23 protein-coding genes are annotated in these 25,231 nt (G+C 50.4%); 12 read left to right on the plus strand and 11 right to left on the minus strand.

Annotated elements, in window-relative coordinates; genetic code table 11:
- Positions 1-63: 63 nt before the first annotated feature.
- Positions 64-3,102 carry a D-2-hydroxyglutarate dehydrogenase YdiJ gene (gene ydiJ, locus ACJJJA_RS04780; RefSeq protein WP_444903878.1) on the minus strand — a complete coding sequence of 1,013 codons (3,039 nt, stop codon included), beginning with the start codon at positions 3,100-3,102 and terminating at the stop codon, positions 64-66.
- A 242-nt stretch (positions 3,103-3,344) separates the two neighbouring features.
- Between ydiJ and ACJJJA_RS04785 the strand changes: the two genes are divergently transcribed.
- The 3 genes from ACJJJA_RS04785 to ACJJJA_RS04795 are packed head-to-tail and all read left to right on the plus strand — an operon-like array spanning position 3,345 to position 6,726.
- Positions 3,345-4,307 (plus strand): YbgA family protein, encoded by a 963-nt coding sequence (locus tag ACJJJA_RS04785; RefSeq protein ID WP_444903879.1) that lies wholly within the window; start codon positions 3,345-3,347, stop codon positions 4,305-4,307.
- Positions 4,308-4,315: 8 nt separating this feature from the next.
- Entirely contained in the window at positions 4,316-5,251 is a 936-nt protein-coding gene (locus ACJJJA_RS04790) for a MerR family transcriptional regulator (protein ID WP_444903880.1), read from the plus strand.
- Positions 5,248-6,726, plus strand: a complete 1,479-nt coding sequence (locus tag ACJJJA_RS04795; protein WP_444903881.1) for a cryptochrome/photolyase family protein — start codon at positions 5,248-5,250, stop codon at positions 6,724-6,726. The genes ACJJJA_RS04790 and ACJJJA_RS04795 overlap by 4 nt, the downstream gene beginning before the upstream one ends.
- A 95-nt stretch (positions 6,727-6,821) precedes the next feature.
- On the opposite strand, the gene ACJJJA_RS04800 is transcribed toward ACJJJA_RS04795, so the two are convergent.
- Positions 6,822-7,019, minus strand: coding sequence for a CPXCG motif-containing cysteine-rich protein (locus ACJJJA_RS04800; protein WP_444883795.1), 198 nt, complete (start codon positions 7,017-7,019; stop codon positions 6,822-6,824).
- Positions 7,020-7,339: 320 nt separating this feature from the next.
- Here ACJJJA_RS04800 and ACJJJA_RS04805 point away from each other — a divergent pair, with 320 nt between their 5' ends.
- Positions 7,340-7,780 carry a YqaA family protein gene (locus tag ACJJJA_RS04805; RefSeq protein WP_444883796.1) on the plus strand — a complete coding sequence of 147 codons (441 nt, stop codon included), beginning with the start codon at positions 7,340-7,342 and terminating at the stop codon, positions 7,778-7,780.
- 507 nt (positions 7,781-8,287) lie between these two features.
- Here the strand turns inward: ACJJJA_RS04805 and ACJJJA_RS04810 are convergent.
- The 4 genes from ACJJJA_RS04810 to ACJJJA_RS04825 form a co-directional block, all read right to left on the minus strand.
- Positions 8,288-8,656 (minus strand): hypothetical protein, encoded by a 369-nt coding sequence (locus ACJJJA_RS04810; protein WP_444888043.1) that lies wholly within the window; start codon positions 8,654-8,656, stop codon positions 8,288-8,290.
- A gap of 85 nt (positions 8,657-8,741) precedes the next feature.
- Positions 8,742-9,674 carry a DUF4124 domain-containing protein gene (locus ACJJJA_RS04815; RefSeq protein WP_444903882.1) on the minus strand — a complete coding sequence of 311 codons (933 nt, stop codon included), beginning with the start codon at positions 9,672-9,674 and terminating at the stop codon, positions 8,742-8,744.
- 59 nt (positions 9,675-9,733) lie between these two features.
- Positions 9,734-10,456, minus strand: a complete 723-nt coding sequence (locus ACJJJA_RS04820; RefSeq protein WP_444888045.1) for an aspartate/glutamate racemase family protein — start codon at positions 10,454-10,456, stop codon at positions 9,734-9,736.
- A gap of 29 nt (positions 10,457-10,485) precedes the next feature.
- Positions 10,486-11,505: a S41 family peptidase gene (locus tag ACJJJA_RS04825; protein ID WP_444903883.1), complete on the minus strand. Its 1,020-nt coding sequence runs from the start codon at positions 11,503-11,505 to the stop codon at positions 10,486-10,488.
- Positions 11,506-12,008: 503 nt separating this feature from the next.
- Here ACJJJA_RS04825 and ACJJJA_RS04830 point away from each other — a divergent pair.
- The 4 genes from ACJJJA_RS04830 (at position 12,009) to ACJJJA_RS04845 (ending at position 15,970) form a co-directional block, all read left to right on the plus strand.
- Positions 12,009-13,217 (plus strand): pyridoxal phosphate-dependent aminotransferase, encoded by a 1,209-nt coding sequence (locus ACJJJA_RS04830; protein WP_444903884.1) that lies wholly within the window; start codon positions 12,009-12,011, stop codon positions 13,215-13,217.
- A gap of 134 nt (positions 13,218-13,351) precedes the next feature.
- The gene (locus ACJJJA_RS04835) at positions 13,352-13,828 is read left to right on the plus strand and encodes an Lrp/AsnC family transcriptional regulator (RefSeq protein WP_226644702.1); all 477 of its coding nucleotides are present in this window, start codon (positions 13,352-13,354) and stop codon (positions 13,826-13,828) included.
- Positions 13,829-14,469: 641 nt separating this feature from the next.
- Complete coding sequence (locus tag ACJJJA_RS04840; RefSeq protein WP_444903885.1) at positions 14,470-14,874, plus strand: DUF4345 family protein; 405 nt, start codon at positions 14,470-14,472, stop codon at positions 14,872-14,874.
- A gap of 142 nt (positions 14,875-15,016) precedes the next feature.
- Positions 15,017-15,970, plus strand: a complete 954-nt coding sequence (locus tag ACJJJA_RS04845; protein ID WP_252084612.1) for an AEC family transporter — start codon at positions 15,017-15,019, stop codon at positions 15,968-15,970.
- A gap of 18 nt (positions 15,971-15,988) precedes the next feature.
- On the opposite strand, the gene ACJJJA_RS04850 is transcribed toward ACJJJA_RS04845, so the two are convergent.
- The 5 genes from ACJJJA_RS04850 to ACJJJA_RS04870 all read right to left on the minus strand — a co-directional run bounded on the left by ACJJJA_RS04850 (position 15,989) and on the right by ACJJJA_RS04870 (position 21,232).
- Positions 15,989-16,831, minus strand: a complete 843-nt coding sequence (locus ACJJJA_RS04850; protein ID WP_444903886.1) for a sterol desaturase family protein — start codon at positions 16,829-16,831, stop codon at positions 15,989-15,991.
- A gap of 185 nt (positions 16,832-17,016) precedes the next feature.
- A complete protein-coding gene (locus tag ACJJJA_RS04855) occupies positions 17,017-18,084 on the minus strand; it encodes a helix-turn-helix transcriptional regulator (RefSeq protein WP_444903887.1) in 1,068 nt (355 codons plus the stop codon).
- A 3-nt stretch (positions 18,085-18,087) separates the two neighbouring features.
- The gene (locus tag ACJJJA_RS04860; RefSeq protein WP_444885956.1) at positions 18,088-18,630 is read right to left on the minus strand and encodes a lytic transglycosylase domain-containing protein; all 543 of its coding nucleotides are present in this window, start codon (positions 18,628-18,630) and stop codon (positions 18,088-18,090) included.
- 209 nt (positions 18,631-18,839) lie between these two features.
- Positions 18,840-20,570: a proline--tRNA ligase gene (locus tag ACJJJA_RS04865; protein ID WP_444903888.1), complete on the minus strand. Its 1,731-nt coding sequence runs from the start codon at positions 20,568-20,570 to the stop codon at positions 18,840-18,842.
- Positions 20,571-20,824: 254 nt separating this feature from the next.
- Positions 20,825-21,232: an HU family DNA-binding protein gene (locus ACJJJA_RS04870; protein ID WP_252084616.1), complete on the minus strand. Its 408-nt coding sequence runs from the start codon at positions 21,230-21,232 to the stop codon at positions 20,825-20,827.
- Between the two features lie 288 nt (positions 21,233-21,520).
- Here ACJJJA_RS04870 and ACJJJA_RS04875 point away from each other — a divergent pair, with 288 nt between their 5' ends.
- The 4 genes from ACJJJA_RS04875 (at position 21,521) to ruvC (ending at position 25,186) form a co-directional block, all read left to right on the plus strand.
- Positions 21,521-21,787 (plus strand): FmdB family zinc ribbon protein, encoded by a 267-nt coding sequence (locus tag ACJJJA_RS04875; RefSeq protein ID WP_252084617.1) that lies wholly within the window; start codon positions 21,521-21,523, stop codon positions 21,785-21,787.
- Positions 21,788-21,864: 77 nt separating this feature from the next.
- Positions 21,865-23,643, plus strand: coding sequence for an aspartate--tRNA ligase (gene aspS, locus ACJJJA_RS04880; protein ID WP_444888052.1), 1,779 nt, complete (start codon positions 21,865-21,867; stop codon positions 23,641-23,643).
- Positions 23,644-23,748: 105 nt separating this feature from the next.
- The gene (locus tag ACJJJA_RS04885; protein WP_252084619.1) at positions 23,749-24,492 is read left to right on the plus strand and encodes a YebC/PmpR family DNA-binding transcriptional regulator; all 744 of its coding nucleotides are present in this window, start codon (positions 23,749-23,751) and stop codon (positions 24,490-24,492) included.
- A 166-nt stretch (positions 24,493-24,658) separates the two neighbouring features.
- Complete coding sequence (gene ruvC, locus ACJJJA_RS04890) at positions 24,659-25,186, plus strand: crossover junction endodeoxyribonuclease RuvC (protein WP_444903889.1); 528 nt, start codon at positions 24,659-24,661, stop codon at positions 25,184-25,186.
- The last annotated feature ends 45 nt before the right edge of the window (positions 25,187-25,231 follow it).

Below are 25,231 nucleotides of genomic sequence, written 5' to 3' on the forward strand. Positions count from 1 at the left end.
TTTTCGCGCTTGGCCCGATGACGTATGGGGCCATAGTTACGGCCCTCATACGTCAGTAAATCCCTAGTTATCGAGTTGTGCCAGTAATCCCTGCAGAGGATGGCGCAGACTAACACCTGCAAAGCGGCTGGCTTGGCAGCGGCAGGAGTATCCGGTGGCGAGTTGGTTGTGCTCCCCACCATTGAGTTTGGGAGCCCAGGACTGCTGGAAGATCACCCGCGATGTTTCCTTATGCGCGGTCTCGTGGCCATAGGTCCCAGCCATACCACAGCAGCCGAGATTTTCACTCTGCAGCTCCAGGCCCAAGGCGGCGAATACTGTTTGCCAATCCTTGAGTGAGGCGGCGGCATTGGTTTGCTCGGTGCAGTGCGGCAGTAGTTGAAAGCTGCCAGGTTTTACCCGAGCGCGCTGTTGCTGCAGGTGATCTTCTTGTTGAACCAGCCATTCTTGTAACAAATGTACTTTCGGGGCGCGTTCCCCGAGGAGTTTCTTGTATTCAGAGCGATAGGTAAGGGTCATGGAGGGATCAATGCCCACCAGGGGGATACCGCTCTCCGCCAGGTTGTTAAGCATCTCACTATTGCCTTCGGCAATTCGTTGGAACTGGCGTAAAAAACCATGAACGTGGAGGGGTTTACCGTTGGCCCGATAGGGAGCGAGAATCGGCACAAAGTCCAATTGTTTGAGCAGGCGCAAAATATCCGCTACCACTTCGGCATCAAAATAGCTGGTGAAGGCATCCTGCACAATGATGACCGCGCGGCTGCGCTGGGAGGGCCCCAGAGTATCCAGGCAGGCTTTTGTAGCGGTGGGTACTCCCAGTTCTCTCATGCTGGTTTGCAGGGTTTTTTGTGAGAGCTGTGGGCTATCCACCATGCCGAAAACACGCTCCATCAAAAAAGATATAGGCTTCAGCTTTAGCGGCCAGTTGTACAATTGCGGTAGTCTGGCTAGATGCGGCATCAGGAATTCCAGTCCGCCCACGGCGTAATCCTTTAGCGGGCGAAGGTAGCGGCTGTAATAAAGCTCCAAAAACTTGCTGCGAAATTCCGGCACATCCACGCGAATAGGGCACTGCCCTACACAGGATTTACAGGCTAGGCAGCCCTGCATGGCTTCATTGACTTCGTGGTTGAAGTCGTACTCGCCGCGGGTTTTTGCCAGGGTATTTACGATGCGTTTGGGCAGGCCGACAAAAAAAGAGCGTTCGCGGTATTTACGCGCGCTGGCTACCGCGTCTACATCGTGTTTACTCAATAGACGCAACCATTCTCGCATCAGCGAGGCACGCCCTTTGGGGGAATGGATCCGGTTGCGCGTGGCCTTGTAGGAAGGGCACATGGCATCGTCTGGATTCCAATTAAAACAGGCACCGTTGCCGTTGCAGTGCACACCCTCGTCGTATCCCTCCCATACTTGCGCGGGAATTTGTCGATCGTGTTCACCGCGGGTGCTCACCACATCAATTTTCAGTAGGCTGGCGCTGTCATCGGGTGTGGCAATTTTGCCGGGATTTAATTGATTGCGTGGATCGAAAGCGGATTTAATTTTCTGCAGCTCTGGATACAGCTCGCCGAAAAATTCCGGGGCATATTCGGAACGAACACCTTTGCCGTGTTCTCCCCACAGCAGCCCTTTATATTTTTGTGTCAGTGCCACCACCCGGTCGGTGATGGGGCGAATTTGTGCGGCCTGTTGGGGATCTTTCATATCAATTGCCGGGCGTACATGTAATACGCCGGCATCCACATGGCCGAACATACCGTAGTCGAGGCCGGCCTCATCCAGCACTGCGCGGAATTCGGCAATAAAATCGGCCAGGTTTTCTGGTGGTACGGCAGTATCTTCTACAAAGGGAATCGGGCGCTTTTCCCCCTGGGCGTTGCCCAGCAAACCCACTGCGCGTTTGCGCATGGCCCAGATACGATTCACCTCGGCGTGGCCGCGGGCGATAGAATAGCCGAAGCTCTTGCCTGGCTGGCCAATGGCAGCCTCGATATGTGCAATAAATTGCTGCAGAGCTTTTTCCAGTTCCTCCTCGGTATCTGCAGCGTACTCCACCAGGTTGATACCCTTGACCGGGCGATCCTCTGCGGGGAAAAATTCACTGACGCTGTGCCAGACGATATCTTCCATGGCCAGCTGCAGAACTTTGCTGTCCACTGTTTCGATCGACATGGGGCCTGCGCCCATTAGGTCCTTGGCATCGCGCAGCGCTTCCTGGAAGTGGTCGTATTTTAAATTGACCAGAGCCACACTCTTGGGAATGGGCAGCAGATTGAGTTTGGCTTCTGCAATAAACCCGAGGGTGCCTTCGGAACCGCACAATACGCTGTTGAGATTAAAGCGATTGCCTTCACGAATATGGGCCAGGTCGTAGCCGGTGAGGCAGCGATTGAGCTTGGGGAATTTCTGCTCGATGAGTTCGGCTTTTTCCCTGGCAATCTTGTCACAGGTTTTATGCACCTCTGCGACGCGGCTATTTTCAGCGCATATTTCTTGCAGCTGAGTGTCCCCTATAGCGGTGGAGTGCCACAGCTCCCCGCCCATTAACACTGTGTGCAATTCCAACACGTGATCGCGGGTTTTGCCGTAAACACAGGATCCCTGGCCTGAGGCATCCGTATTGATCATGCCACCGATGGTAGCGCGGTTGCTGGTAGAAAGTTCTGGCGCAAAAAACAGGCCGTGGGGTTTAAGTGCGGCATTCAACTGGTCTTTTACCACGCCAGCCTGTACGCGAACCCAGCGCTCTTCCACATTGATCTCAAGGATCTGGTTCATATGGCGGGAGATATCCACCACCAGCCCATCGGTAAGCGATTGGCCGTTAGTACCGGTGCCACCGCCTCTGGGTGAGAGCACTACGGAGTGGAACTCCTCCCGTTCGGCCAGTTCCGCCAGTAGTTGCAGGTCGCGGTGATTGCGTGGGTATACCACTGCCTGAGGTAGAACTTGGTAAATAGAGTTATCGGTCGCTAAAACGGTGCGGCTGGCGTAACTGGGTGTGGTGTCACCGCGGAAACCCGCGTCTGCAAGCTCCTGCAAAAACTGCAAATAGAGCGCCTGAACCTCGTCGACTTCGCGCAATGCTGGAATCATGAGCTAATCCGTACTTTCGGGGAGGAGGAGGCCGCAAATTGCCGGGGTAGCTGGTGAGATAAAGAATCACAGCCCTGCCGCTCGGTAAAAATGCGGCCCTGCATTGTAGCTATGGTGTGTATGGGCGCAAGCGGCCATAGAGACTTGATTACTTTCCAAAAGTTGTACAAAGCTATCTATTGTACAACTAGTTGTGAGAGTCTATAAAAGAAGAACGTGAACCGATTCTGTGCAGCAAAACTATGCATATACAGCTCTTGTCTCAAAAAATTCCGGTGGGCATTAGCCGCTGTGCCGTGGGTGATCCGGTGCGTTACAACGGCAGCCACAAGCACAGTAAAGTCTGCACCCAACTGCTGGGCAATTGTTTTGAGTTGCAGGCTTACTGCCCGGAGGTTGCCATTGGCATGGGCGTGCCCAGACCGCCTATTCACCTTATTGTGAGTGACCGGTTGCGTGCGGTTGGCCGGGAAGATCAGAACTTAGATGTTACCGAGGCTCTAGAGGACTACGCGGATACGATTGTCCCTGAAGTGGAGAATCTGCGTGGTTTTATTCTGATGCAGAAATCTCCCAGCTGTGGAGTGCGAACCACTCCCCACTATAAAGAAGATGGTACCGGGGTGCTGGCGCACGACTCCGGCTTATTCGCGGCACGCTTGCGCCAGCATTTTCCCCATATGCCGATGGAAGAAGTGGGGCGGCTCAATGCCAGCGATTTGCGCGAGAATTTCCTCACCCGTGTTTTTGCTTACGACGCCTGGCATCGCTATGTGGCCACCGACCTGCGCCCAGCCAGGGTCATTGAATTTTACACCGCTTATAAATATCTACTGTTGGCGCACAGTCAGCCAATGACCCGTGCACTGGGTCAGTTTGTTTCTAACTCGCGCGCATTGCCGGTGGAGGAGTTTGCCTATGAGGTGAGAGGTAAAATAATGGAGATTCTCAGCCAGTTGGCCAGCCGAAAGGACCGCACCAACGCCTTGATGCACAGCCAGGGCCACCTGAAGAGCTACCTGAGCAAGGAAGAGAGAGCCGAGCTGGCGCTACTCATTGACGAATACCGTCAGGGTAATAAGCCTTTGTCGGCAGTGCTAACGATGTTGCGCCATTATTTGCCGCGCACTCCTCACCAGTTTATCCATAGTCAAGTGTTGCTCGCCGCTGAGCCGGCAGAGCTGGGTCTGTGTGAATTTCGCTGAGAATTGTGATGGTTGAGATTGCCCCCCTTACTGAAGCCAGCTTACCAATTCGTGAGGTAGCGCGTCGTACCGGCGTGCACCCTGTCACCCTTCGGGCCTGGGAGCGGCGCTACGGCCTGTTAACACCGGCCAGAACCAGCAAGGGGCACCGACTTTATAGTGAAGAAGAGGTCAGGCGTATCGAAGAGGTACTGGCCTGCCTGGCCCGAGGTGTAGCTATTGGACAGGTGCGGGAATTATTGGCACGTGGTCCATCCTCCCTGTCAGCCAAAGAGAGAGAGGCAAACACTGCAGGTGGTTGGCGTGAGATGATCGATGAAGCCTTAAACTTGTCACAAAACTTTGACGAGCCAAAGCTTCGCAAGCAACTGGACCACTGGATTTCCACCTTACCGGCATCACTATTACTCGATCATTGGCTCAAGCCGCTGCATACCGAGTTGGCTAGGCTGAGGCGATCGCAAGCCGCGCAAGGTTTCTTTTGGCAGCTGGTTAATGAACAATTGTTATTGGCCAACGGCATAGCTCGCAGAAATTTAAATAAAGATCGTTTGGCTTGCGAGAGTCGAGTCCTATTGCTGGATTTCCCCGGTGAAGATCAGCGGGCCTTTGTGCAATTATTTTGCGCCACACTTTTGGCTGCCGGTATTGGCGTAGTGGTTTTGAATTATCGGGCCGTTCTGCTGGGGCTTACTGAAAATGTGAGAAAGCTGGATGTGCATGCGCTGCTCTGGTACAGCCATCGGGCACTGCCAAAACCCTTACTTGAGGAGGAATTACCACGTTCATTTCAGGAGCTAAGCAAGCCTCTTAGGCTTGTGGGGGATTTCGTAGAGTTACAGTCTGCAAGCTTGGATAACCTAAAGAAAATACCGATGATATCAGTATTATCAGGTACTACAGACTTCGTGGTAACGCAACTGCGGGAGCAGCTGAAGCGATGAGCCGACAAATATCAATACAGCGGGGCCTAGTCTGGTTCCGCAGCGATTTGCGTATACAGGATAATTCGGCGCTGTATCATGCCAGTACTCGATGCGAACAATTGGCCGCAATTTTTATCGCCTGTCCAGAAACCTGGAAAAACCACGATGAAGGCGATGCACTGGTTTCTTTTCGTATGGCCTGCTTGCAGAAACTCCAAGGGCAGTTGCAAACTTGCAATATTCCCCTGTACTTCCTCGAAGTCCCTGAGTTTTCTCTGGTTCCGGACGCGCTGCAGCAAATTATTCAGCGTCTGAAAGTAGAGGCATTGTTTGCCAATGCTGAGTATCCTCTGAATGAGCTGCGTCGAGACAATGCCGTTCGAGAAAAATTGCTGGAACACAATGTTTCGGTTGAATACTACAGTGACCGCACCTTATTACCGCCAGGAGCAGTGAGAACGGCGAGTGGTGATCCCTACAAAGTGTTTACCCCTTTCAAGCGTGCCCTAATCCAGTTATGTGCAGGGAGCGAGGTTAAGCCCTTGCCCACTCCCAGGAAAATACCACCTTCTGCCAATAGCAAACATTGGCCGAAGTGGTTCGCAGTGGATGTAAAAGGAAATCGAAAACTAACGCAGAAAATACCTAACCAGTTATTGGGCTACTCACTCAATATTGATCGATCAGGTAGTGTTAAAGGTTGGGAGAGTGGTGAGCAAGCTGCGCAAAAGTGCTTGAAAGTTTTTGCCAAAATTATTGATCAATATCAGGCCGAACGAGATTTTCCAGCGAAAGATAGTACCTCTCGCCTTTCCCCTTATTTAAATAGTGGAGCTATTTCTATTCGCCAGTGCGTCAAGATGGCCCTCAGCCAGAATAAAGGCCTTTGGCAGGGTGGAGATGAAGGGATTGCCTGCTGGATCAGCGAACTTATCTGGCGGGAATTCTATACACATTTACTGACTGACTTTCCCCGCTTGAGTATGGGCAGGCCATTTAAAGAGGAAACAGAACAAATTCCTTGGCGCTATGATGAAGGATTATTTTCCCTTTGGGCAAGTGGCGAAACCGGAGTGCCTATTGTCGATGCTGCAATGCGCCAGCTAAATGAAACCGGCTGGATGCACAACCGCTTACGAATGATTGTCGCCTCGTTCTTGAGTAAAAATATGCTGATCGACTGGCGTTGGGGTGAACGCTATTTTATGCAGCACTTGATTGATGGTGACTTTGCCTCAAACAATGGCGGTTGGCAATGGACCGCCTCAACCGGTACGGATGCAGCACCTTATTTCCGGGTATTTAACCCTTATAGCCAGTCGCAGAAGTTCGATCCTAACGGAGAGTTTATTCGACATTATGTGCCGGAAATTTCCTCACTAAGTAATAAGGAGATTCATGAGCCCCCAATGATTGAAGGGTATCCCCAAGTAATTTGTGATGTGAGTGCCGGGCGCAAGCGAGCGATAGAGGTATTTGCCAACCTTAAATAACCATGTTCAGAGGCAGGTTGGTAGGCAGAGATAAGTTTTGTAGAGCAGGTACTCTAGATAAATAGAAGAGAACTATGTCGACTATTTGATAGTATTCAAAACGACTCATCCTCCCTGTATAAATTGATAGAAATAGAGCCCTCTAGGTCAGCGGTAACGTGAAAAACTATGGGCTTACAGCAGACCTGGCAGTCTTCTATATATTCTTGCGGAAGTACAGAAATATCAATGAGTGTACTAAAGTGTTCGCCGCAGTAGGGACATTGAATAGTTTCTTCTAGGATTGGGTTCATGCTGAAGTAAAGCCTATCTAATTCGAGATTTTTGAATTTTAGGTTAAAGCCTACGTAAAATGCCAGAATGATTTTATTTCTAGTTGAATGTCTGGAGTGATATTTTGAAATTCTATCTTTCTGTAATTCTTGCTAATAAGTTAGCTAGGAAATTAGTAGTGTTGGGGAGTTGAGGTATGTGATTGCTCAAGGGGAGTATATTTATTTTCTTGAGTATGGGTGTTGACAGTTTTAGGGGTTAATGCAAGGGTAAGATAGTAAATTTTTTTGCATAAACCCTATAGGTTTCTTATGGTTTTCCTGGAGGATGTTTTTGTTAAATGGGGAGTTTGGTCGAATTAGGCTTTGTCGGTCTTTTTGTTTCAGCATTTCTAGCGGCAACAATCTTGCCAGTAAGTTCGGAGATCGTATTAACCACTCTGCTGATCAATGGTTTTTCTCCAGTTGCATTGGTGACTGTTGCAACAATTGGTAATGTGGCCGGTTCATTGGTGAATTATGCTCTTGGCTATTGGGCTAGTTTGGGTATTATAAAAAAATGGTTAAGGATGTCAGAAAATGAATTTGTAAAGGCTGAGCAGCGTTTTAAAAAATATGGCCTGATTTCATTAGCTTTTGCTTGGGTTCCAGTTGTTGGAGATCCATTAACCGTTATGGCGGGGGTGTTAAGAATACGATTGTTATGGTTTTTGATTTTGGTGACGGCGGGTAAGCTTTTGCGCTATGTAGTTGTTAGTTATATGGTGTTGCAGGTTTCTTAAATTTAATGATTTTTAGTAACGTTGTTTTTTGATTTTTCAATTATTTTTTTTGTTTTTTTCGAAGAGTATGACCATAAAGTATCGATTGTGGTCAGATTGTCAAGAGCTTTCAAGTTATATGCCGGAATAATGTCTGGCTTTATATTTGAGGTGGATGATCTTGGTTTTAAGAGTTTGGGGGTAGTTTTTTTAATTTTTTGGGTTGGTTGATTTTTGTGCGGTATTTATCAGTACAGAAAAAGATATTGTTAATTTGTATAAGCTCACTCTTATCCCTGGCCTTTTTTGTATAGTTGGAAGTAGATGGTGGTCATGCTAACTGCTGCCAGTTTAGAGTTTTCATTATAGGGGTGTTCCTATAAGTACATAAATTAAAAAAACCTAGCCTTAAATTTTTATTTTATGTTCCATAAACGTGCCGGATAAATCTAGATTAATTAGCAGTATTGTAATATGGAGGTCGTCTAAAATACTCGCGAAGAAGGTTGTATTTTTGAGGTGAGTGATCTATTTGTTATTTTTGAATACCAACTCTCCGCTCGCTTTTTCTCTATTCCAGTCAACTGTCTGAAATTCTGTTACGGCTTCATTAAAGTAAAGATACATATTGTCAGTTTTTGCTTTGAGAATGACTTCATTCTTTTGAGTGATATCCCAGGTCACCCCTGACCAACTTTTAAGTTTGGAGATGGTGCCGTCGGGTTCAAAAGTGAAAATATAGTTTCGATTCCTCCATTTGTAATTCCATGTGGAGCTCGATACTTTGCTTTTGAAGCTCGCAATGTCAACCATATGATCAAATGAATCCTTATTCTTCGCAAAAGAGAGTGGGCTTAAAAGTAAAAGTGTAATTGCAATAGTTAAACGATTTTTCATGATGAGTCTTGTATGTAATGCTCGATCTAATGTTTTTATTGGTTTTAGCTCAATAAATTTTATAAGAGTGAACTAATCTTTCAGTTTAGAAATTGATGTATTTATCAGTTTCCCCACTTAACCAATTTCTCCAGTTGATTTCCAGACCTCTGATCCCGCCAATATAGTCTTTATCGACCAGATAATACGAGTGCGTACGATCACCACGCTCCAGCTTATGGACTAAACGAATTACAAAGCTTTTACCGACTGGTGTTGATAATAGAAAGTATAAAAATTGCCCGGCCTGTGCTTGTAAAGGCGCAGTCCCATTTCTTTGTGCTTGTCGCCATCTTGTGTTAGGGATCCTAAGGAATGTACTGATATCCATAAGCCTCTCATGGCGCTTGAGAGGATTTACCCATCTATAATTTTCCCAGTGACTAGTGATGCGCAGTTGCCCGTTCACTTTAGTGAGGGTTTCCATCTGCTCGGCCAAACCTTCATTTAGCCAGGATTGGGCGTAGGGAGTGACAGTATCGGTTATTGCATGACTAACCTCGTGTTTAATAGTGCGGAATGTTCTGGCTCTATCCTCTTGGATGTAAACAATAATTTGGTTATCTTGAGAGAAATATATCCCATAAGAGGCTGATGGTTCTTTTCCCATTCTCTTTCTTAGGTGTTCGTAGTAGGCTTTTTTATCCTTTAGAACCAAGACCTTAACGGGTACCGTTTTGTAAAAGTCAAAAAACAGAACGCGATCGTAAAACTCATAGACGAGGTTGACATCTGTAACAATCCTGTTTAATTCCTGATTGCTCAGGTTGGTGTCAATGGCTTCGACGGAAATATCAAATCGAGACCAATCAGACTTGTGCTTTCTAGGCTTAATAACTTCTTGTTTAATATTTTCTATTTTCTTGTCACTGAAGTGGACTTGGCCATTTTCATCGATCCACTTGTAGATATTGGCTGTTGCGTTTAGTGGAATTAGAGACAGAAGAGTAGCTAATACAGCTGGTAGGTGAGGAGTCACTGCTAGAAACTTTTAACTAATTGAAAGTTGGTACTATGATTCTTTGACTGACACCTGACTCAAGAGGCTACAATCGCCTCTTTTATCGCGGCCTCAGCTAAAAGGTGGTTAGAGTTTAACGTTGGTAACGCAGAATTACTATCATCGATAATCAATGGTATTTCGGTGCAACCCAGGACAACTGCATCACATCCATCCTGTTTGAGGTTGTTAATAGTGTCTTGGAAGTATTGCACTGTTTCCTGTCGAAATACCCCAGTGACTAACTCTCCCATAATCAGCTGCCCGATCCTTTCAACAGCCTTCTTAGGCGGCCGTAACCAACCTATGTTTGCCGCCTCTATTTTCGACGGATAAACATCGCTCTCAACTAACCATCGGGTACCGAGTAGGCCCAGCTTTCTATAGCCCTTGATGGTGGCTTCAGCAATAACACTGTCGGCAATATGTAGCCAGGGTAGGGGGGATCTCTCTATTACATAGTCAAAGGCTTGGTGAATAGTATTATCGGGGCAGATCAGAAAACAGGCCCCCTGGGATTCGAGCTTGTCAGCGGAAGAGAGCATTAGATCGCCAACACTTTGAAGATCATTGGAATCCAAATATTCTACATATCGAGCCAGAGAATGAGTGTGCATGGATATCTCGGGATGAGCATGTTCACCAAGATATTTGCCACTTTCTGTGCAAATTGTCTTATAGCATAGGGCTGCGCCCTCAGAGGAGCAACCAACAAGACCGATGTGTTTTGTCTGATTTAAATTCTTCTTTAAGTTCTTCATTCGAGGAAATCACTCAGGCTGAAGTTGATCTAGTTGCGTCTTTCTTTGTTAGTCAATACTTCTAATTGTTCACTAACTTCCTTGAGTTGTTGTGGATTGTTTGTTGTGTTTTGAATGATATGTAGAGACTCTTGGTAAGCAATATCAAAAGCCTCCTCTTTTGAAGCGATAATATCTGGTAAAACGCCGGTACCTTCCCAGTTGCTTTTGGTAATTGGATTTACAGCTCTTGCGATAGGAATTGATACCTTGAACTCCTTATCAAGGCTGAGAAATTGTATGGGATGGGCTCCACCTTTGGTGACTTCGCCAATAATTGTGGCTCGTTTAAGATGTTTTAGATAATAAGTAAATGCTTCCGCGGCCGAAAAGGTATTTTTACTGGTTAAAACGAAGACTGGAACTTTGGCTTTTCTTTTGCCATTGAGGGTTTCGAAAGTCCAGAATTCGGTGGTGCTATCTGTTGCTTTCCAGTAAATACTGTTTAGGTGGGTGGGCTTCTCAAAAAGATAACTGCTAATTAGGCGGCCCATATTGCCATCACCGCCGCCATTATTTCTAAGATCGAAGATGATGGCATCGGTATCTTCAATCAAGGTCATTACGGCTTCTAGACGTTTCTTTGAGACTTCGTTGACATGATCAAAGCCCCAGAAATCGATATAGCCAATGTTACCTTCGAGTATTTCAACTCGCGTAAAACCAGAATTTTTCCTGGCTAGTTTACTGAACCAATCCTCTCGCTTTGGTCGTTTCTTTGGGATGTTTGGATCGTACCAACGCACACCAAAATGCTTATCGTGCTTTTCCAGTGCCTTAGTAAGTAGATCGGCTGTTTGTTTTGGAGTTTTAGTTTTTTTTAGGGCCTCGGAGTGTGCAATTTTTTGCAAGCTTTCACGAATTGAGGGGATGTTCTCCTGAAGTATATAGCGGTTGGAAATCTCAAGCTCAAGGGCATCGATGAGAGACTTTTTTTGCTCTGCTGAGAAGGTGGCGGAGAAGCCGTGCGATGAGATAAGCAAGAATACAACCGCTAGATATTTCTTCATTACAGTAACCCTCTGTTTTCGTTATTCCCTCGAAATCAATATATGGGCCTGGATTGCAGAAAAAAGAGGCCGCCAAAGATAATTTCTGGCACATTTGCCTCAGTTAAGTCGGTAGGGAGGGGTTGACTGGGGGCTTGGCTGTAAGTGACAGATGTATGACTCTTATCTTTTCTTCTGCTGTTGAAATGCGCCCAAGACTGGGCGCCATCTTTGGAGTCTGGATTCGTTTATAGAGCCAGTTTGGAGAATCTGTTTCTGTGTGTGATCGGAGGAAGCAGATGTACTGGCATCTGCCTAATAGGCTATTCGGTCGCCTGCGATAAATATTTTATGACCGGCTGATGTCAAATAGTCTATCCCACCTTTATGCATAGACAATGCCTTCAGAATTTTCTGCGGTAATACCCATAGAAACTCCTGAGTAATGCGAAATATGCGGCTATATAGCGGTATAGATTACTTTGATGGTTGCTACCTTAGCAGGCATAAATGGCAGATAAATAGTGAAAAACGTGACAGATTTTACCCCCCAATTCAGCCTTCAAAGCGAGGCTCTGAACTGTGAGGATTCCAATGTCTGGGCGGTCAGTGACCGGGCCCATGATCTTGCCGATAAGGGGGAGGATGTCATTTTCCTCTGTGTGGGGGACCCCAACTTCGATACCCCCGAGCCAATTCTGGATTTTGCCCGCGCTCGCCTGGGTGTCGGGCGGACTCATTACTCTCCCGCCGCCGGTGAGCCGGTGTTGCGCAGAGCTATCGCGGATATCGAGAGTAAGGTTTCACCCCACCCTTGCAATCCCGATGATGTTGTGGTGTTTCCCGGCGGTACCAATGCTATCTACGCGGTACTTTCCTGCCTGTTGAACCCTGGTGAGGAGATTGTTATCCCAGAACCGATGTATATCGGTTATGTCCCCATTTGTGACAGTCTCAGGCTGTCTGTAAAGCGGGTAGCCTGCCCGGCGGAACAGAATTTTGCGTTCGATGTGGACTCGATCAAAGCGGCAGTCACTGAAGAGACCCGAGTGGTCATGATCAATACCCCGGTCAACCCCACCGGTGCAATGGCAACTCCTGAACAGTTGCGTGAACTGGCTGCCTTTTGCCGTGAGCGCAACATCTGGCTGGTGTCCGATGAAATGTACTCCATGATCACTTTTGCCCGCCGCCATACCTCATTGCGCACAGCAGCAGAGTCTCTGGACAATATTGTGGTGATTGATGGTCTGTCTAAGTCTCATGCCATGAGTGGTTGGCGTCTGGGCTGGGCGGTAGCGCGTGGCGCCCTGGTGGAGCGCCTTGCGGCATTCGCCGGAGCCACTATCTTCGGCTGTCCACAGTTTATCCAGGAAGCTGCGGCTTTTGCTCTGGAGTTCGATACCTATTTCGTGAAACAGATGCGTGACGCCTATGAACGTCGCCGCAACTTGATCGTTGAGAGAATCGGCAAAATTCCGGGGCTTAGCTGTTACAGCCCGGATGCGGGTATGTTTGTGATGGTCAATGTTTCCGAGTTGGCCAGCTCTGGTCAGGTATTCGCCGAGGCCCTGCTAGAAGCCGAGCGGGTATCAGTATTGCCGGGTACACCTTTTGGTGAAAGTGCGGTGAATCATGTGCGTTTGACGCTAGCGGCCGATGACAGTGAGTTGTCGCGCGCTCTGGACCGAATCGAGCGTTTTGTCACCTGCGCTAATCGCCAGGCTAGTTAACCCAAGTGGCGGTAGCCAGCTCTCAGCCTCTCTTGCCGGGGGCTGGCTTTTTCATCTCTGGAGGTTATAGAGTTTCAGCCTCCGGCGATTACCGCTATCCTTGCCCCCTTTCAGATTCAAAAGAAATCAGTTCCGTGAAAATTGACCGGCATAATTTGCGTATTTTGCAGGCTCTGCAAACTAACGCCCGTATTAGCAACCTGAATTTGAGTGAACAAATTGGCTTGTCGGAGAGCGCTTGCCTGGCCAGGGTGAAGCGCCTTACCAGTGAGCGTTATATCCGTGAGTTCCTTGCCGAGATCAATCTGGACAAGGTGCGCCACGCTGAGTTTTATGTGAATGTGGCCCTGAAGCGCCAGGATGCGCGCACCAGTGAAAACTTCCGGCGAATTATCAGTGATATCCCACAGATCGTTTCCTGCGTGAAGATGTCTGGTGAATTCGATTATATGCTGCGCTTTATTTGCCCTGATGCGGCAGACTTCAACCGGGTTTCCGAGCAGTTACTGGCCAATGAGGAGGCCGCTATCTCGCGTATGACTTCGCATTTGGTGATCGAGAAAACCAAGCCTTTTACCGGTTATCCATTGGAGCTTCTCTTCCAGGATTAGGAACAGGCCAGGCAGTGGGCAGGTTTAATGCCACTGCCTGCTCCTTATTTTATGGTGCGGCTTTCGTTTGCACTTTCTGACATGCTGGTCAAAAAGTGATCCTTATTCTTCGACGATACCTACAGCGAATAGAGACTGTTGCCAGCTGGTCAAGAATCCTTTCTCTTGCTTTCTTTGCTGTTTGTTCAATAGCTTGAAGCCCCCAGCTCAAAGAGTTGAGCATGATTAATAGTTATCCAGCCTAGAGATTGCGGAGAGCTGCTCAGTCTGTGCCATGCGTATGACAATTTTGTTGCGGTAAACCCTGCCTTCTTGTACAAGCGTGTTAAATGTGGTGTCTCTAGTCGGCCAGATTAATTTCGGGCTGTCCTAGGTGGCGGGTGCCCATGTTGTTTTGAGCCGTTTTCTTCGGGGATTCTAATCGGTTGAATTAGCTGCCAGGCGAGTAGTCTGGCTTGATCCTGTGACGAATTTAAAGAACTTACCTCCCTTTTATGTCCATTTTGTGAGGTTGGTGATCCAATTGAGAGAGTGGCGGCTGTAACCTCATATATACTTTAGACAGGCTTCTGTGTAGCGACAGCGGTTGGAAAGCTGCTATCCAGAGGCTGGTAATCACCGCTGGTGCAGGGGAGTGGCAGTTGAAATATTTAGGGCGAGTCTACCTGACTCTCAATTTATTGGCTTTTGCGTCTATCGGTCTTGGGGCCCTGTTTAATCCGGAGTCGTTTGCCGCGGCTATTGGATTTACATTTACCTCACCTACCGCTGTGCCCGAATTTCTTGCAACTTACGCCGGCTTTATGTTGGCAATCGCCGTTCTCTTACTGATTGCGTTGGCCATGCGCCCTCACCGCCGTGCCGCCTATGCTTCACTCTCAATCTCTTACATTGGATTCGCGGCTGGCCGTCTCTTTGGCATGTTTTCCAGCGGTAGCTTCGATGAACGCAATTTACTGTTCTTCGCCCTGGAAGTGATCATGGTAATGTGGGGACTCTACTGTTATCGGGAATCTCGTTGGCTTCCCCTGCAACACGGGCATTAATCCAAAACAGCTAAATACTGGGATCGCCCTTAGCTCTGTTCACCGGTGACTTTGGCCTGTGGGCAGTTCTTACTTTTCGCGTTAATACTGAGAGAAGTCTGGCCTGGTGTTTGCCGCATCCTGTCACTGATGGATATGAGTAATGTCTCAATTCCAAAGTTTGGTGGAAGCTCTGGTTATCCTGGTTGCGCTGTGTGCCTGCGCGATTTGGTTGCGAAGTCGCGGGGTGATTCTTAGAGAAGAGCAAGGAGTATTTGGGCGTCTGGCAACAGACTTTGCGCTGCCGGCAGTAATTTTACATAGCTTGATTAAAGTCCCTTTTTCTTCCCAGGCTCTTCTTCCCGCACTGGCCTTATTTGCTGTGAGTATTGCAATCATGGTGCCTGCGTGGGCAGTGGGTAAATTGATGGGGCTGGGGCGTAAGACCCTCGGCTCGATTGTGTTGGTTGCGGGTTTTGGCGGCTCTTCGACTTTAGGGTTATCGCTGATTCGTCGGATTTTTCACGATAACCCTCTGGTTATGAGAGACAGTGTTCTCATTGGTGAATATGGCGCACTTTTATCTGTATTCACTGTCGGTGTTGCTGTGGCCATTTATTTCGGCCGGGATGAGGGAGAGCAGGTCAATGTTTGGCAGGCCTGTAAGCCTTTCTTTGTATCACCAATTTTTATCACGATGGTTTTAGGCACAATTATTTCCCTATTTGGCCTGCCCCAGGGGAATGTTACTGTGCAGCTGCTGGAGGATATATTACGGATTTCCGGACAATCCTTGATAGTGCTGGTGGCATTTAGTATCGGTCTGGCCCTGCGCCCCATCGCTGTGCGCCAACTGGCGGGCCTGATACTGGTGGTCGTCCTGTTAAAGCTGGTGGCAGAGCCTATGGTGGCATGGGCTCTGGCAATGCCAATTGAGTTACCGCACATCGAGCGGGAGCTATTGGTTTTACAGGCGGCAATGCCCTCTGGGGCGATTGCCGCCGTACTGGCGAAACGCTATGGATGCGATGGCGGTGTTGCATCCGCAATGGTGGTTGCCACCTCTTTTATCAGTTTGATAACACTTCCGTTGACTCTCTACTTTGAAAGCCAGTGATTGCACTGTAGCCATTGATCAGGCGGTTATTTTCCCAGAGTTGTCATCTGCGGAGTGCTGTTCCAGCGTGGTAGTTTCCACCTGCTGTCCGCCGTGTAGTTTGCCGTCTACAGCCTGGCGGAAAACTTCTTTGTAGTCCTTAAATTCCGTGCCCATTAGGCGGTCCCACCAAGTGAAGTAAAAACCGTAATTGCCCTGAAAACGCTGGTGATGCAGGTCGTGATGAGTTGTGGTGGTCATATTATCCAGCACGCCATCGACCCAGCTGCGTGGGTGGAATTCGCGGCCTGTATGCAGCATGGCGTTGCGGAAAATCATTATGAAAAGGAAGCTAAGCCAGATACTTGGGTGCAATGGTATCGTTAGGGCGATCAGTGGAGAGAAAAGTCCGTTGATAAATATTTCACCGATAGAAAAGCTATAGGCAGTCCAGGGAGTTGGGGTTCGCGACATATGGTGCAACTTATGGAAGTGCTTAAACAGCTTTGGGTGGTGCATTGCCCGATGGGTCCAGTAGAAATAGGCGTCATGCAGGAGAATTACCACAGGCAGGCTCAAGATGCTCCACCAGAGCGGGTAGTCATTCCAGTTCCAATACAGCTTGGCGATCCCCATATCCTGTAGCAAATTTATGCTGATGCCAAACAGGGTGAAAATACAAACAGTCAGCATGGAGTAGCTGACTTCCCGGCGAATATCCCCCCAGCTAGCACGCCGTTTTTGGATGCGGCGCCGGTTCATCCAGGCGCGAAACAGCCAGCTCGCGCAGATACTCATCACAGTAGCCGCCAACACATAGCGAAATAGGGTCAATTTAAAGTGGGTGGTTCCGTAATCAGCCACATCTGCGAAGAAATCCATCTTTTTCACCATCCTTTTTCATCGGCGTTGCTAAAGGGGCAGCGTTGGATATTGAGGATCTTTTGGGATTCTAAGTGCTACCCACATGGGGAGCTTTTGCATCAGTGCTTGCAGTCTGGGGGGCTTTGCTGACTGAGGCTTACGGAAAATGAAAAAATGCTGACGAATTCCGAATTGCTGCCCTCTTAGGCGGGCAGCTTGTCGCGACGGTACTCGGTTGGGGTCTGGTTGTGACGACGCTTAAAAGCGGCATTAAACGGGCTGAGAGATCGGTAGCCGATATCCAGGGCGATGGTCAGCACTGGTAGATGCGCCTGTTCCGGATCGGCCAGGCGGGCGCTGGCCTCATCAATGCGAAATTGATTGAGATATTCGTTGAAGTTTCGATAGCCCAAGTGGCGGTTTATCAGTGTACGCAGCAGGTGCTCGCGGGTATCCAGTTGCTCCGCCAGTTCGCGAATGGTCAACCCGGTGTGTCGATAGCCTCCACTTTCCATATGCTTTTGCAATTTAGCCAATTGCATCTGCTGCTGCTCATCCAAGGTTGGTACAGGTGCTGGAGGTGGGGCTTCCTCTTCAGGGATATCTGTTGCAGGTTGTGGTAGAGAGTCGCCCAGGGCGCTGGGTGAGAGCGCAAGCAGCCATAAACAGGCTGCCAGGGACAGCAGGCTGGCGAGTAGGGCGTGAAGAGTTGGCACACTATTGGGGACGGGGCGGTAGGCAAACAATGATTCAGCACTGATAACGATCAGCATATAAGTGCCTACCGCAATCAACAGTATGGCGCGCAAGCGACGGCGCTCCTCCACCAAATCCGAGTGAAACTGCCCGAGTAGAGTGAGCATGCCCAGGCCAATCAGACCTAAGCGGGTAAATTGGGACAGATTAAAAAAAACCTCTTCGGCGCTATTGCCTAAAGGGATTGGTGAGTGACTAGCGGCGACACTAAAGGCAATGGAGAGGCCGATAGGCATCCAGCCCCAGCGGGGAAAGGGTTCTTCCTCGCGACAGAGCAAGTGGGTAAACAGCCAGAAGGCGGCGGGCACCAGAATCACCGGCAGGTGAATCAGCAGCCCCATGAGCCCGACAAGGGGAGGGAGTGTCGGTAACAGTAAATAACAGATAACACCGATCAAAACCAAAATCAGCCAGCGGCCCGCCGCGAGGCGTCGATGATTGACGGAAACCTTGGTTGCGGCCAGTAAGAGTAAGGCGCAGGCCCCGCCGGAAAAAAATAAATAGCCTGAAGTCACGACTTATCTCCAGCGGTTGGCCCAGGCATCCAGCACCTTACTGCTATAGGTGTGGCGGCCATAGCTGCCGTTGTAGTAGGCGAGGGCGTTGGCCAGATTGCCCTTCGCTTTTTTGATGTAGTGCTTGAGGATGGTGCAGCCGTAACGCAGGTTGGTATCCATATCAATCAGGTTGTCACCGGGACGGCCGATCTCTTTCTTCCAAAATGGCATTACTTGCATCATGCCTTGTGCGCCTACCCGGGATACTGCGTAGGGGTTAAAGGCACTCTCGATCTGGATTACCGCCAGAACAATTTCCGGGCGTAAACCCGCTCGGGTTGCCTCGCGATGCACAGCCTTAAGAACGTGCATGCGCCTTTTAGGGTCTTTGATGTAGCGTGCTAGGGGCTGGGATTTTGACATCAGCCACACCTCCGCATCGAAGCGATCGACAAAGCTGTCTGCCTGAGTAATGGCCTCGCGCAGGGCGAGCCGCAACTCGGGGTCCACTTGCTTGGTGTTAGTCTGGGATATGGCACTGCAGCAGATAAGGCAGAACCCCATCGCGGTAATAGCTTTTCTTATCATGCTGGGAATTTTACGAGATCCAGGGAGATTGGGTAGCGCCTTTTATGGACCTTTTGCGCAAATCTGGACAGGAAGAGGCATTTGAATTGAATAGGGCTGTGAAATACCAACGGACTTAAAGTGCTGCGTTGGCATTTCACGGAGGTATTTTGAGATAGATAAGGAATATCTATCTCATCATCAGATTAGCGCAGGCCGAATTTCTCCAGCAGTACTTCCTCCAGCTGGGATACCGCAAACTCCTGGCTTTCCGTATCGGCGCGGCCCTTGTATTCCACAATGCCTTTCTCCAGGCCGCGGTCGCCGATAACGATGCGGTGGGGGATACCGATTAATTCGACATCCGCGAGCATGCCACCCAAGCGAGCCTTGGGCTCATCCATTAGCAGTACATCCACGCCTTTGCTGCGCAGGGATTCATACAGGTGCTCACACTTTTCCCGTACCACATCGCTCTTGTGCATATTGATGGGCACAATTGCCAACTGGAACGGCGCTATGGCGTCTGGCCAGATAATGCCGGAGTCGTCGTGGTTTTGCTCAATAGCGGCGGCGACAATCCGGGATACTCCAATGCCGTAACAGCCCATGGACATGACCTGCTCCTTGCCGTTCTCATCGAGTACGGTGGCGTTCATGGCGCGGCTGTATTTGTCACCCAGCTGGAAAATATGGCCGACTTCGATTCCGCGTTTGATTTCCAGGGTGCCCTGGCCGTCGGGGCTGGCGTCACCGGCAACGACATTGCGCAGGTCTTCAACGCGGCCGAGTTCCACGTCGCGGCCCCAGTTCACGCCGGTGAAGTGGTAATCGTCGCGGTTGGCGCCACAGATAAAGTCCGCCAGGTGTGTCGCAGCTCGGTCCACAATGGTTTCGAGCTTCATGCCGACAGGTCCTAAAGAGCCAATGTTGCAGCCCAGTTCATCGGCAATACGTTGCTCCGGGGCGAACTGCAATGGGCTGGCGATGCCGGCCAACTTTTCTGCTTTCAGTTCGTTCAGTTCATGGTCGCCACGCAGCACCAGCGCAACCAGGGGCGCGGTTTCACCCTCTTCGCATTCACCCAGCACGATCAGGGTTTTTACCGAGTGGGTGGGGTCGCTGTTCAGGAATTCGCTGACATCGGCGATGGTTTTTTGCCCTGGCGTGTGTACTTCCTGCATTTCCTGGCTCGGTGCGGCGCGCTCGCCTGCAGGGGCCAAGGCTTCGGCCAGCTCAACATTGGCGGCGTAGCGGGATTCGGTGGAGAAAGCGATATCGTCTTCACCGCTCTGTGCCAGAACGTGGAACTCATGGGAGCTGGAACCGCCGATAGAGCCGGTATCCGCCAGCACCGGGCGGTAGTCCAGGCCAATACGATCAAAAATGCGGCAGTAGGCGCCGTGCATAATGTCGTAAGTCTCCTGCAGGGAATCCGCATCAATGTGGAAGGAGTAGGCATCCTTCATGGTGAATTCACGCGCGCGCATCACACCAAAACGCGGGCGAATTTCATCGCGGAATTTTGTCTGTACCTGGTAGAAATTGGCAGGCAGCTGCTTGTAGCTTTTGATCTCATTGCGGATCAGATCGGTAATAACTTCCTCGTGGGTTGGGCCCAGGCAGAAGTCATTGGAGTGGCGATCCTGGATGCGCAGTAATTCCGGGCCGTACTGCTGCCAGCGGCCGGACTCCTCCCACAGCTCCGCCGGCTGCACTACCGGCATCAATACTTCCAGGGAACCGGCACTGTTCATCTCTTCACGCACAATACGCTCTACTTTGCGCAGTACGCGCAGGCCGGTGGGCAGCCAGGTGTAGAGGCCGGAGGAGAGACGGCGGATCATACCGGCGCGCAGCATCAGCTGATGGCTGATTACTACCGCGTCGTTGGGCGTTTCTTTCTGGGTGGCGATAAGGTAACGGGATGCGCGCATAGGAATAAACTGGGTTCAATTATCGGTAAGCTGGTTATTTTACGCTATTCATCAGCTAATAAATATTGCCGGATAGACTCCCGTATGGGATCGGTTATTTTTTATGGAAGCTACACCCTGCTGATATTGATAAGGGCGTGGTTAAAAGGGTAATTGGTGTAGCTAAGAATGGGGCTATGGCCAATCTTTAGATGGTATATAGGGGCATAAAAAAACCCCGCAGTTGCGGGGTTTAGTGCCTGAGGCTGGGAGTCTTAGGACTCAGCCATTTCCTTCAGCTTCTTCAGCGGGCGAACTTTTACCTGGATGCTTGCAGGCTTGGCCTTGAAGACAGTCTCTTCACCAGTGAAGGGGTTGATACCTTTACGGGCTTTTTTGGCCGGCTTCTTCACAGTGGTGATTTTCATCAGGCCCGGCAGGGAGAATTCGCCAACAGCGCGCTTCTTGATGTGACCTTCAATAATATCGCTCAGCTCGTCCAGAACAGACTGTACCTGCTTGCGGGACAGTTCAGTATTTTCTGCGATCTGGTTCAGCACCTGGGTTTTGGTGAACTTCTCTTTGATCGCTTTTACTTTCTTAACTGGAGCGGCAGCGGCTTTCTTGGCTGGAGCCTTTTTGGCAGCAGTGGTTTTGCTGGCAGCTTTCTTGGCGATTGCCATAGCTTACTTCCTTCTTTGTTGTTCGGTGTATATCCGGTAAAAGTGTGTTCGGTCTCCCGCTGCGCTGCATCCACAAAACGGCGTCTCAGCGGGTGATGGTGGGAAGTATATATAGTTTTTGTTTGGCCGCACGGGGAAATACTAGAAAAATAGTGCTTTTTCCTTATTTTGTACCTATTTTGAGATCCCAAACCCCTTCTACAAAGGCCAAAAGGGGGTGCCTGCTTCTTCCCTCTGGGGGGCTCATGTATACTCTGTCCCCCTTTTTCCAGCATCGGGTACCGAGTAATGCCGATCTATGAATACCAGTGCAATGCCTGCGGCCACGAGATGGAGGCCTTGCAGCGCATGAGCGACAACCCCCTCAAAGACTGTCCAGCCTGTGACAAGGCCGAGTTGCACAAGAAGATTTCAGCAGCTGGATTTCGCCTCAAGGGCGGCGGCTGGTACGAGACAGATTTTAAGACCGGCAGTAAGAAAAATTTGGCCGGCGATGCTGCCAATGGCAGTAAAGCTAAAAGTGGCCAGCCGGCAAAAACGGCGAAGACGGCTTAAACCCGCTGTGCGGAGCCGCTTGTGCGGTGTACTCTCTATTTAACCTTTTTACCTATCGATAACGGGAATTTTCATCCATGCGCAGCGACTACTGTGGCGTCCTTCGTTCCGCGGACATAGACCGTGTAGTAACCCTCTGTGGCTGGGTCGACCGCCGCCGCGATCACGGCGGTGTAATCTTTATCGACCTGCGCGACCGCGAGGGAATTGTTCAGGTGGTATTCGACCCGGATGCGGCCGAGCATTTCGAAATGGCCGATCGCGTGCGCAGCGAATATGTTCTCAAGGTCACCGGCCGTGTGCGTGCCCGCGCGCCCGAAGCCCTTAATCCGAATATGGTGACCGGTGAAGTTGAGGTTTACGGCACTGAGCTGGAAATTCTCAACACGGCAGAGACAGTGCCTTTCCAGCTGGATGAGCACACCGCTGTGGGTGAGGACGTGCGCCTCAAGTACCGCTACCTGGACCTGCGTCGCAACGAAATGCAGAACAACCTGTATTTCCGCTCTAAGCTCACCACGGCCATTCGCAATTATCTGGATGAGCACGGTTTCCTCGATATCGAAACCCCGATCCTAACCCGCGCCACCCCCGAAGGCGCGCGCGATTACCTGGTGCCGAGCCGCACCCACGATGGCAAATTCTTTGCCCTGCCGCAGTCTCCGCAGCTGTTTAAACAGTTGTTGATGGTGTCCGGCTTCGATCGTTACTACCAGATTGCCAAGTGTTTCCGCGATGAAGACCTGCGCGCCGATCGCCAGCCGGAATTCACTCAGATCGATATCGAGACTTCTTTCCTCGACGAGGAAGAGATTATGTCGATCACTGAGGGCATGGTGCGCAAGCTGTTCAAGGAATTGAAAGGCATTGAGTTGGGTGAATTCCCACGTATGTCCCATTACCAGGCGATGTTGCGCTACGGCTCTGACAAGCCGGATCTGCGCATTCCACTGGAAATGGTAGAGATCAAAGACCTGATGACCGAAGTGGACTTCAAGGTGTTCTCTGGACCGGCCAATGATCCCAAAGGTCGCGTAGCGGCTATCAAGGTGAGCGGTGGCTGCGACAAGCTGACCCGCAAGCAGATCGATGACTACGGCAAGTTTGTGGGCATCTACGGTGCCAAGGGTCTGGCCTATGTGAAGGTGAACGACCGCTCCGACCTGGAGAATGGCCTGCAGTCGCCGATCGTGAAATTCCTGCCCATTGAGACTCGTGCTGCCATTCTGGATCGGCTTGAGGCTGAGAGCGGCGATATTATTTTCTTCGGCGCGGATACTGCCAAAGTAGTCTCCGAAGCGCTGGGTGCGCTGCGCTGCAAGTTGGGTGAAGACCTCAATCTGTACACCAGTGAGTGGGCGCCCCTGTGGGTAGTGGCCTTCCCGATGTTCGAGGAAAATGAAGACGGCAGCCTCACCGCGTTGCACCATCCGTTTACTGCACCTTCCTGTAGCCCCGAAGAATTAGAGCAGAACCCACTGGGGGCGCTGTCGCGCGCCTACGATATGGTGCTGAATGGTACCGAGCTGGGTGGCGGTTCTGTGCGTATCCACGACCAGGCCATGCAGCAGACGGTGTTCCGTATTCTCGGTATCGATGCGGAAGAGCAGCGCGAGAAATTTGGCTTCCTGCTGGATGCTCTCAAGTATGGTGCGCCGCCCCATGGAGGCCTGGCCTTTGGTTTGGACCGCTTGGTAATGTTGATGACAGGCAGCGATTCTATTCGCGATGTGATTGCCTTCCCCAAAACCCAGAGTGCCGCCTGTGTCATGACGGATGCTCCGGGCACGGTGGATGCCAAGCAGTTGCGCGAGCTGAATATTCGCCTGCGCCAGAAAGAAGAAAAAATCAGCTGATTTTCCCCCGACGGGCCGGGCGAAGCGGGCCTGTCAAATCGTGGTGATGGGCATTTCGCTTCGCTTATTGGCCCATCCCTCGCACAGATTGAAGAGAGACGGAACATGGCCGGACATAGTAAATGGGCCAATATCAAGCATCGTAAAGCGGCTCAGGATGCCAAGCGCGGCAAGATCTTTACCAAGATCATTCGTGAGCTGACCGTAGCGGCCAAGGCGGGCCCCAACCCCGACGATAACCCGACATTGCGCGCGACTATCGACAAGGCTCTGGGCGCGAACATGAAGCGCGACACCATCGATAAAGCCATTGCCCGCGGCGCCGGCAATGCGGAAGGTGATAACTATGAAGCTGTGGTTTATGAAGGTTACGGTGTCGGCGGTGTCGCAGTACTGGTGGAGTGTCTGACCGACAACCGCAACCGTACAGTGGCCGAGGTTCGCCACGCTTTCTCCAAGCGCGGCGGCAACCTGGGTACCGATGGCTCCGTAAGCTATCTGTTCACCCGCAAAGGTCAAATGTTTTACGACATTGGCGTGGATGAAGACGCGCTGATGGAAGCGGCCCTGGAAGCGGGTGCTGAGGATATCGAAACCAACGATGATGGCAGCGTTGAGGTGACCACTGAATTCCAGGATTACCTCACGGTGAAAGATGCGCTGGTAGCCGCAGGCTTCACGCCTGACAGCGCTGAAATCGCCATGATTCCGTCCACCACTATCCCGTTGGATAAAGAGGGGGCAGAGAAGGTGTTAGCCCTGATCGAGATGCTGGAAGATCTCGACGATGTGCAAAATGTTTACACCAACGCGGATATTCCCGCAGAGGTGATGGAAGAGTTGGGCTGAGTCCCAGTTCAGACCGGGGCGGACGGTGTTTGCTCCGGTTTACCCTCATATCGCTTCAGCAGATAGCCACTTTTTCTATGCTGTCTGCGATCTCCCTTGACGCCTCGCTCCCACCTTGGGACACTCCCGCCACTATATAAACATACAGATATTTGGGGAACACCTCTTGACCCGAATCCTGGGTATTGACCCCGGCTCGCGTAAAACCGGCTATGGAATTATCGATGTAGAACGGGGTAATGCCCGCTATGTGGCCAGTGGGGTAATTCGTATTCCTGAAGGCCCCCTACCTGAGCGCCTAAAGCTGATTTTCGATGCGGTTTCTCAGATTGCCCAGCAATACCAACCGGCGCAGATGGCAATTGAAAATGTATTTATGTCTAAGAGTGCGGGCTCAGCCCTGAAACTGGGTCAGGCGCGCGGTGCAGCCATAGTGGCCGGGGCCAATAGTGGTCTCGCCGTGGCTGAGTATGAGGCGCGCAAGGTCAAACAAGCGGTGGTGGGCAGTGGTGCAGCCGATAAGCTGCAGGTGCAGCACATGGTCAAAACCTTGCTGTCACTACCGGGGACTCCCCAGGAGGATGCCGCCGATGCACTCGCCGTGGCTCTCTGCCATATGCACACGGAGCAGACTCTGCTATTTACCGCCGGCGGAGCGCGCAGCCGCTTTCGCCGCGGTCGCCTCAGCGTTTAGAAAACTCTACAGAACTTGGCCCTCATTGTGGGCAGCGATAGATAA

The sequence above is a fragment of the Microbulbifer mixtoriginis (SeqCode) genome (assembly GCF_052466865.1).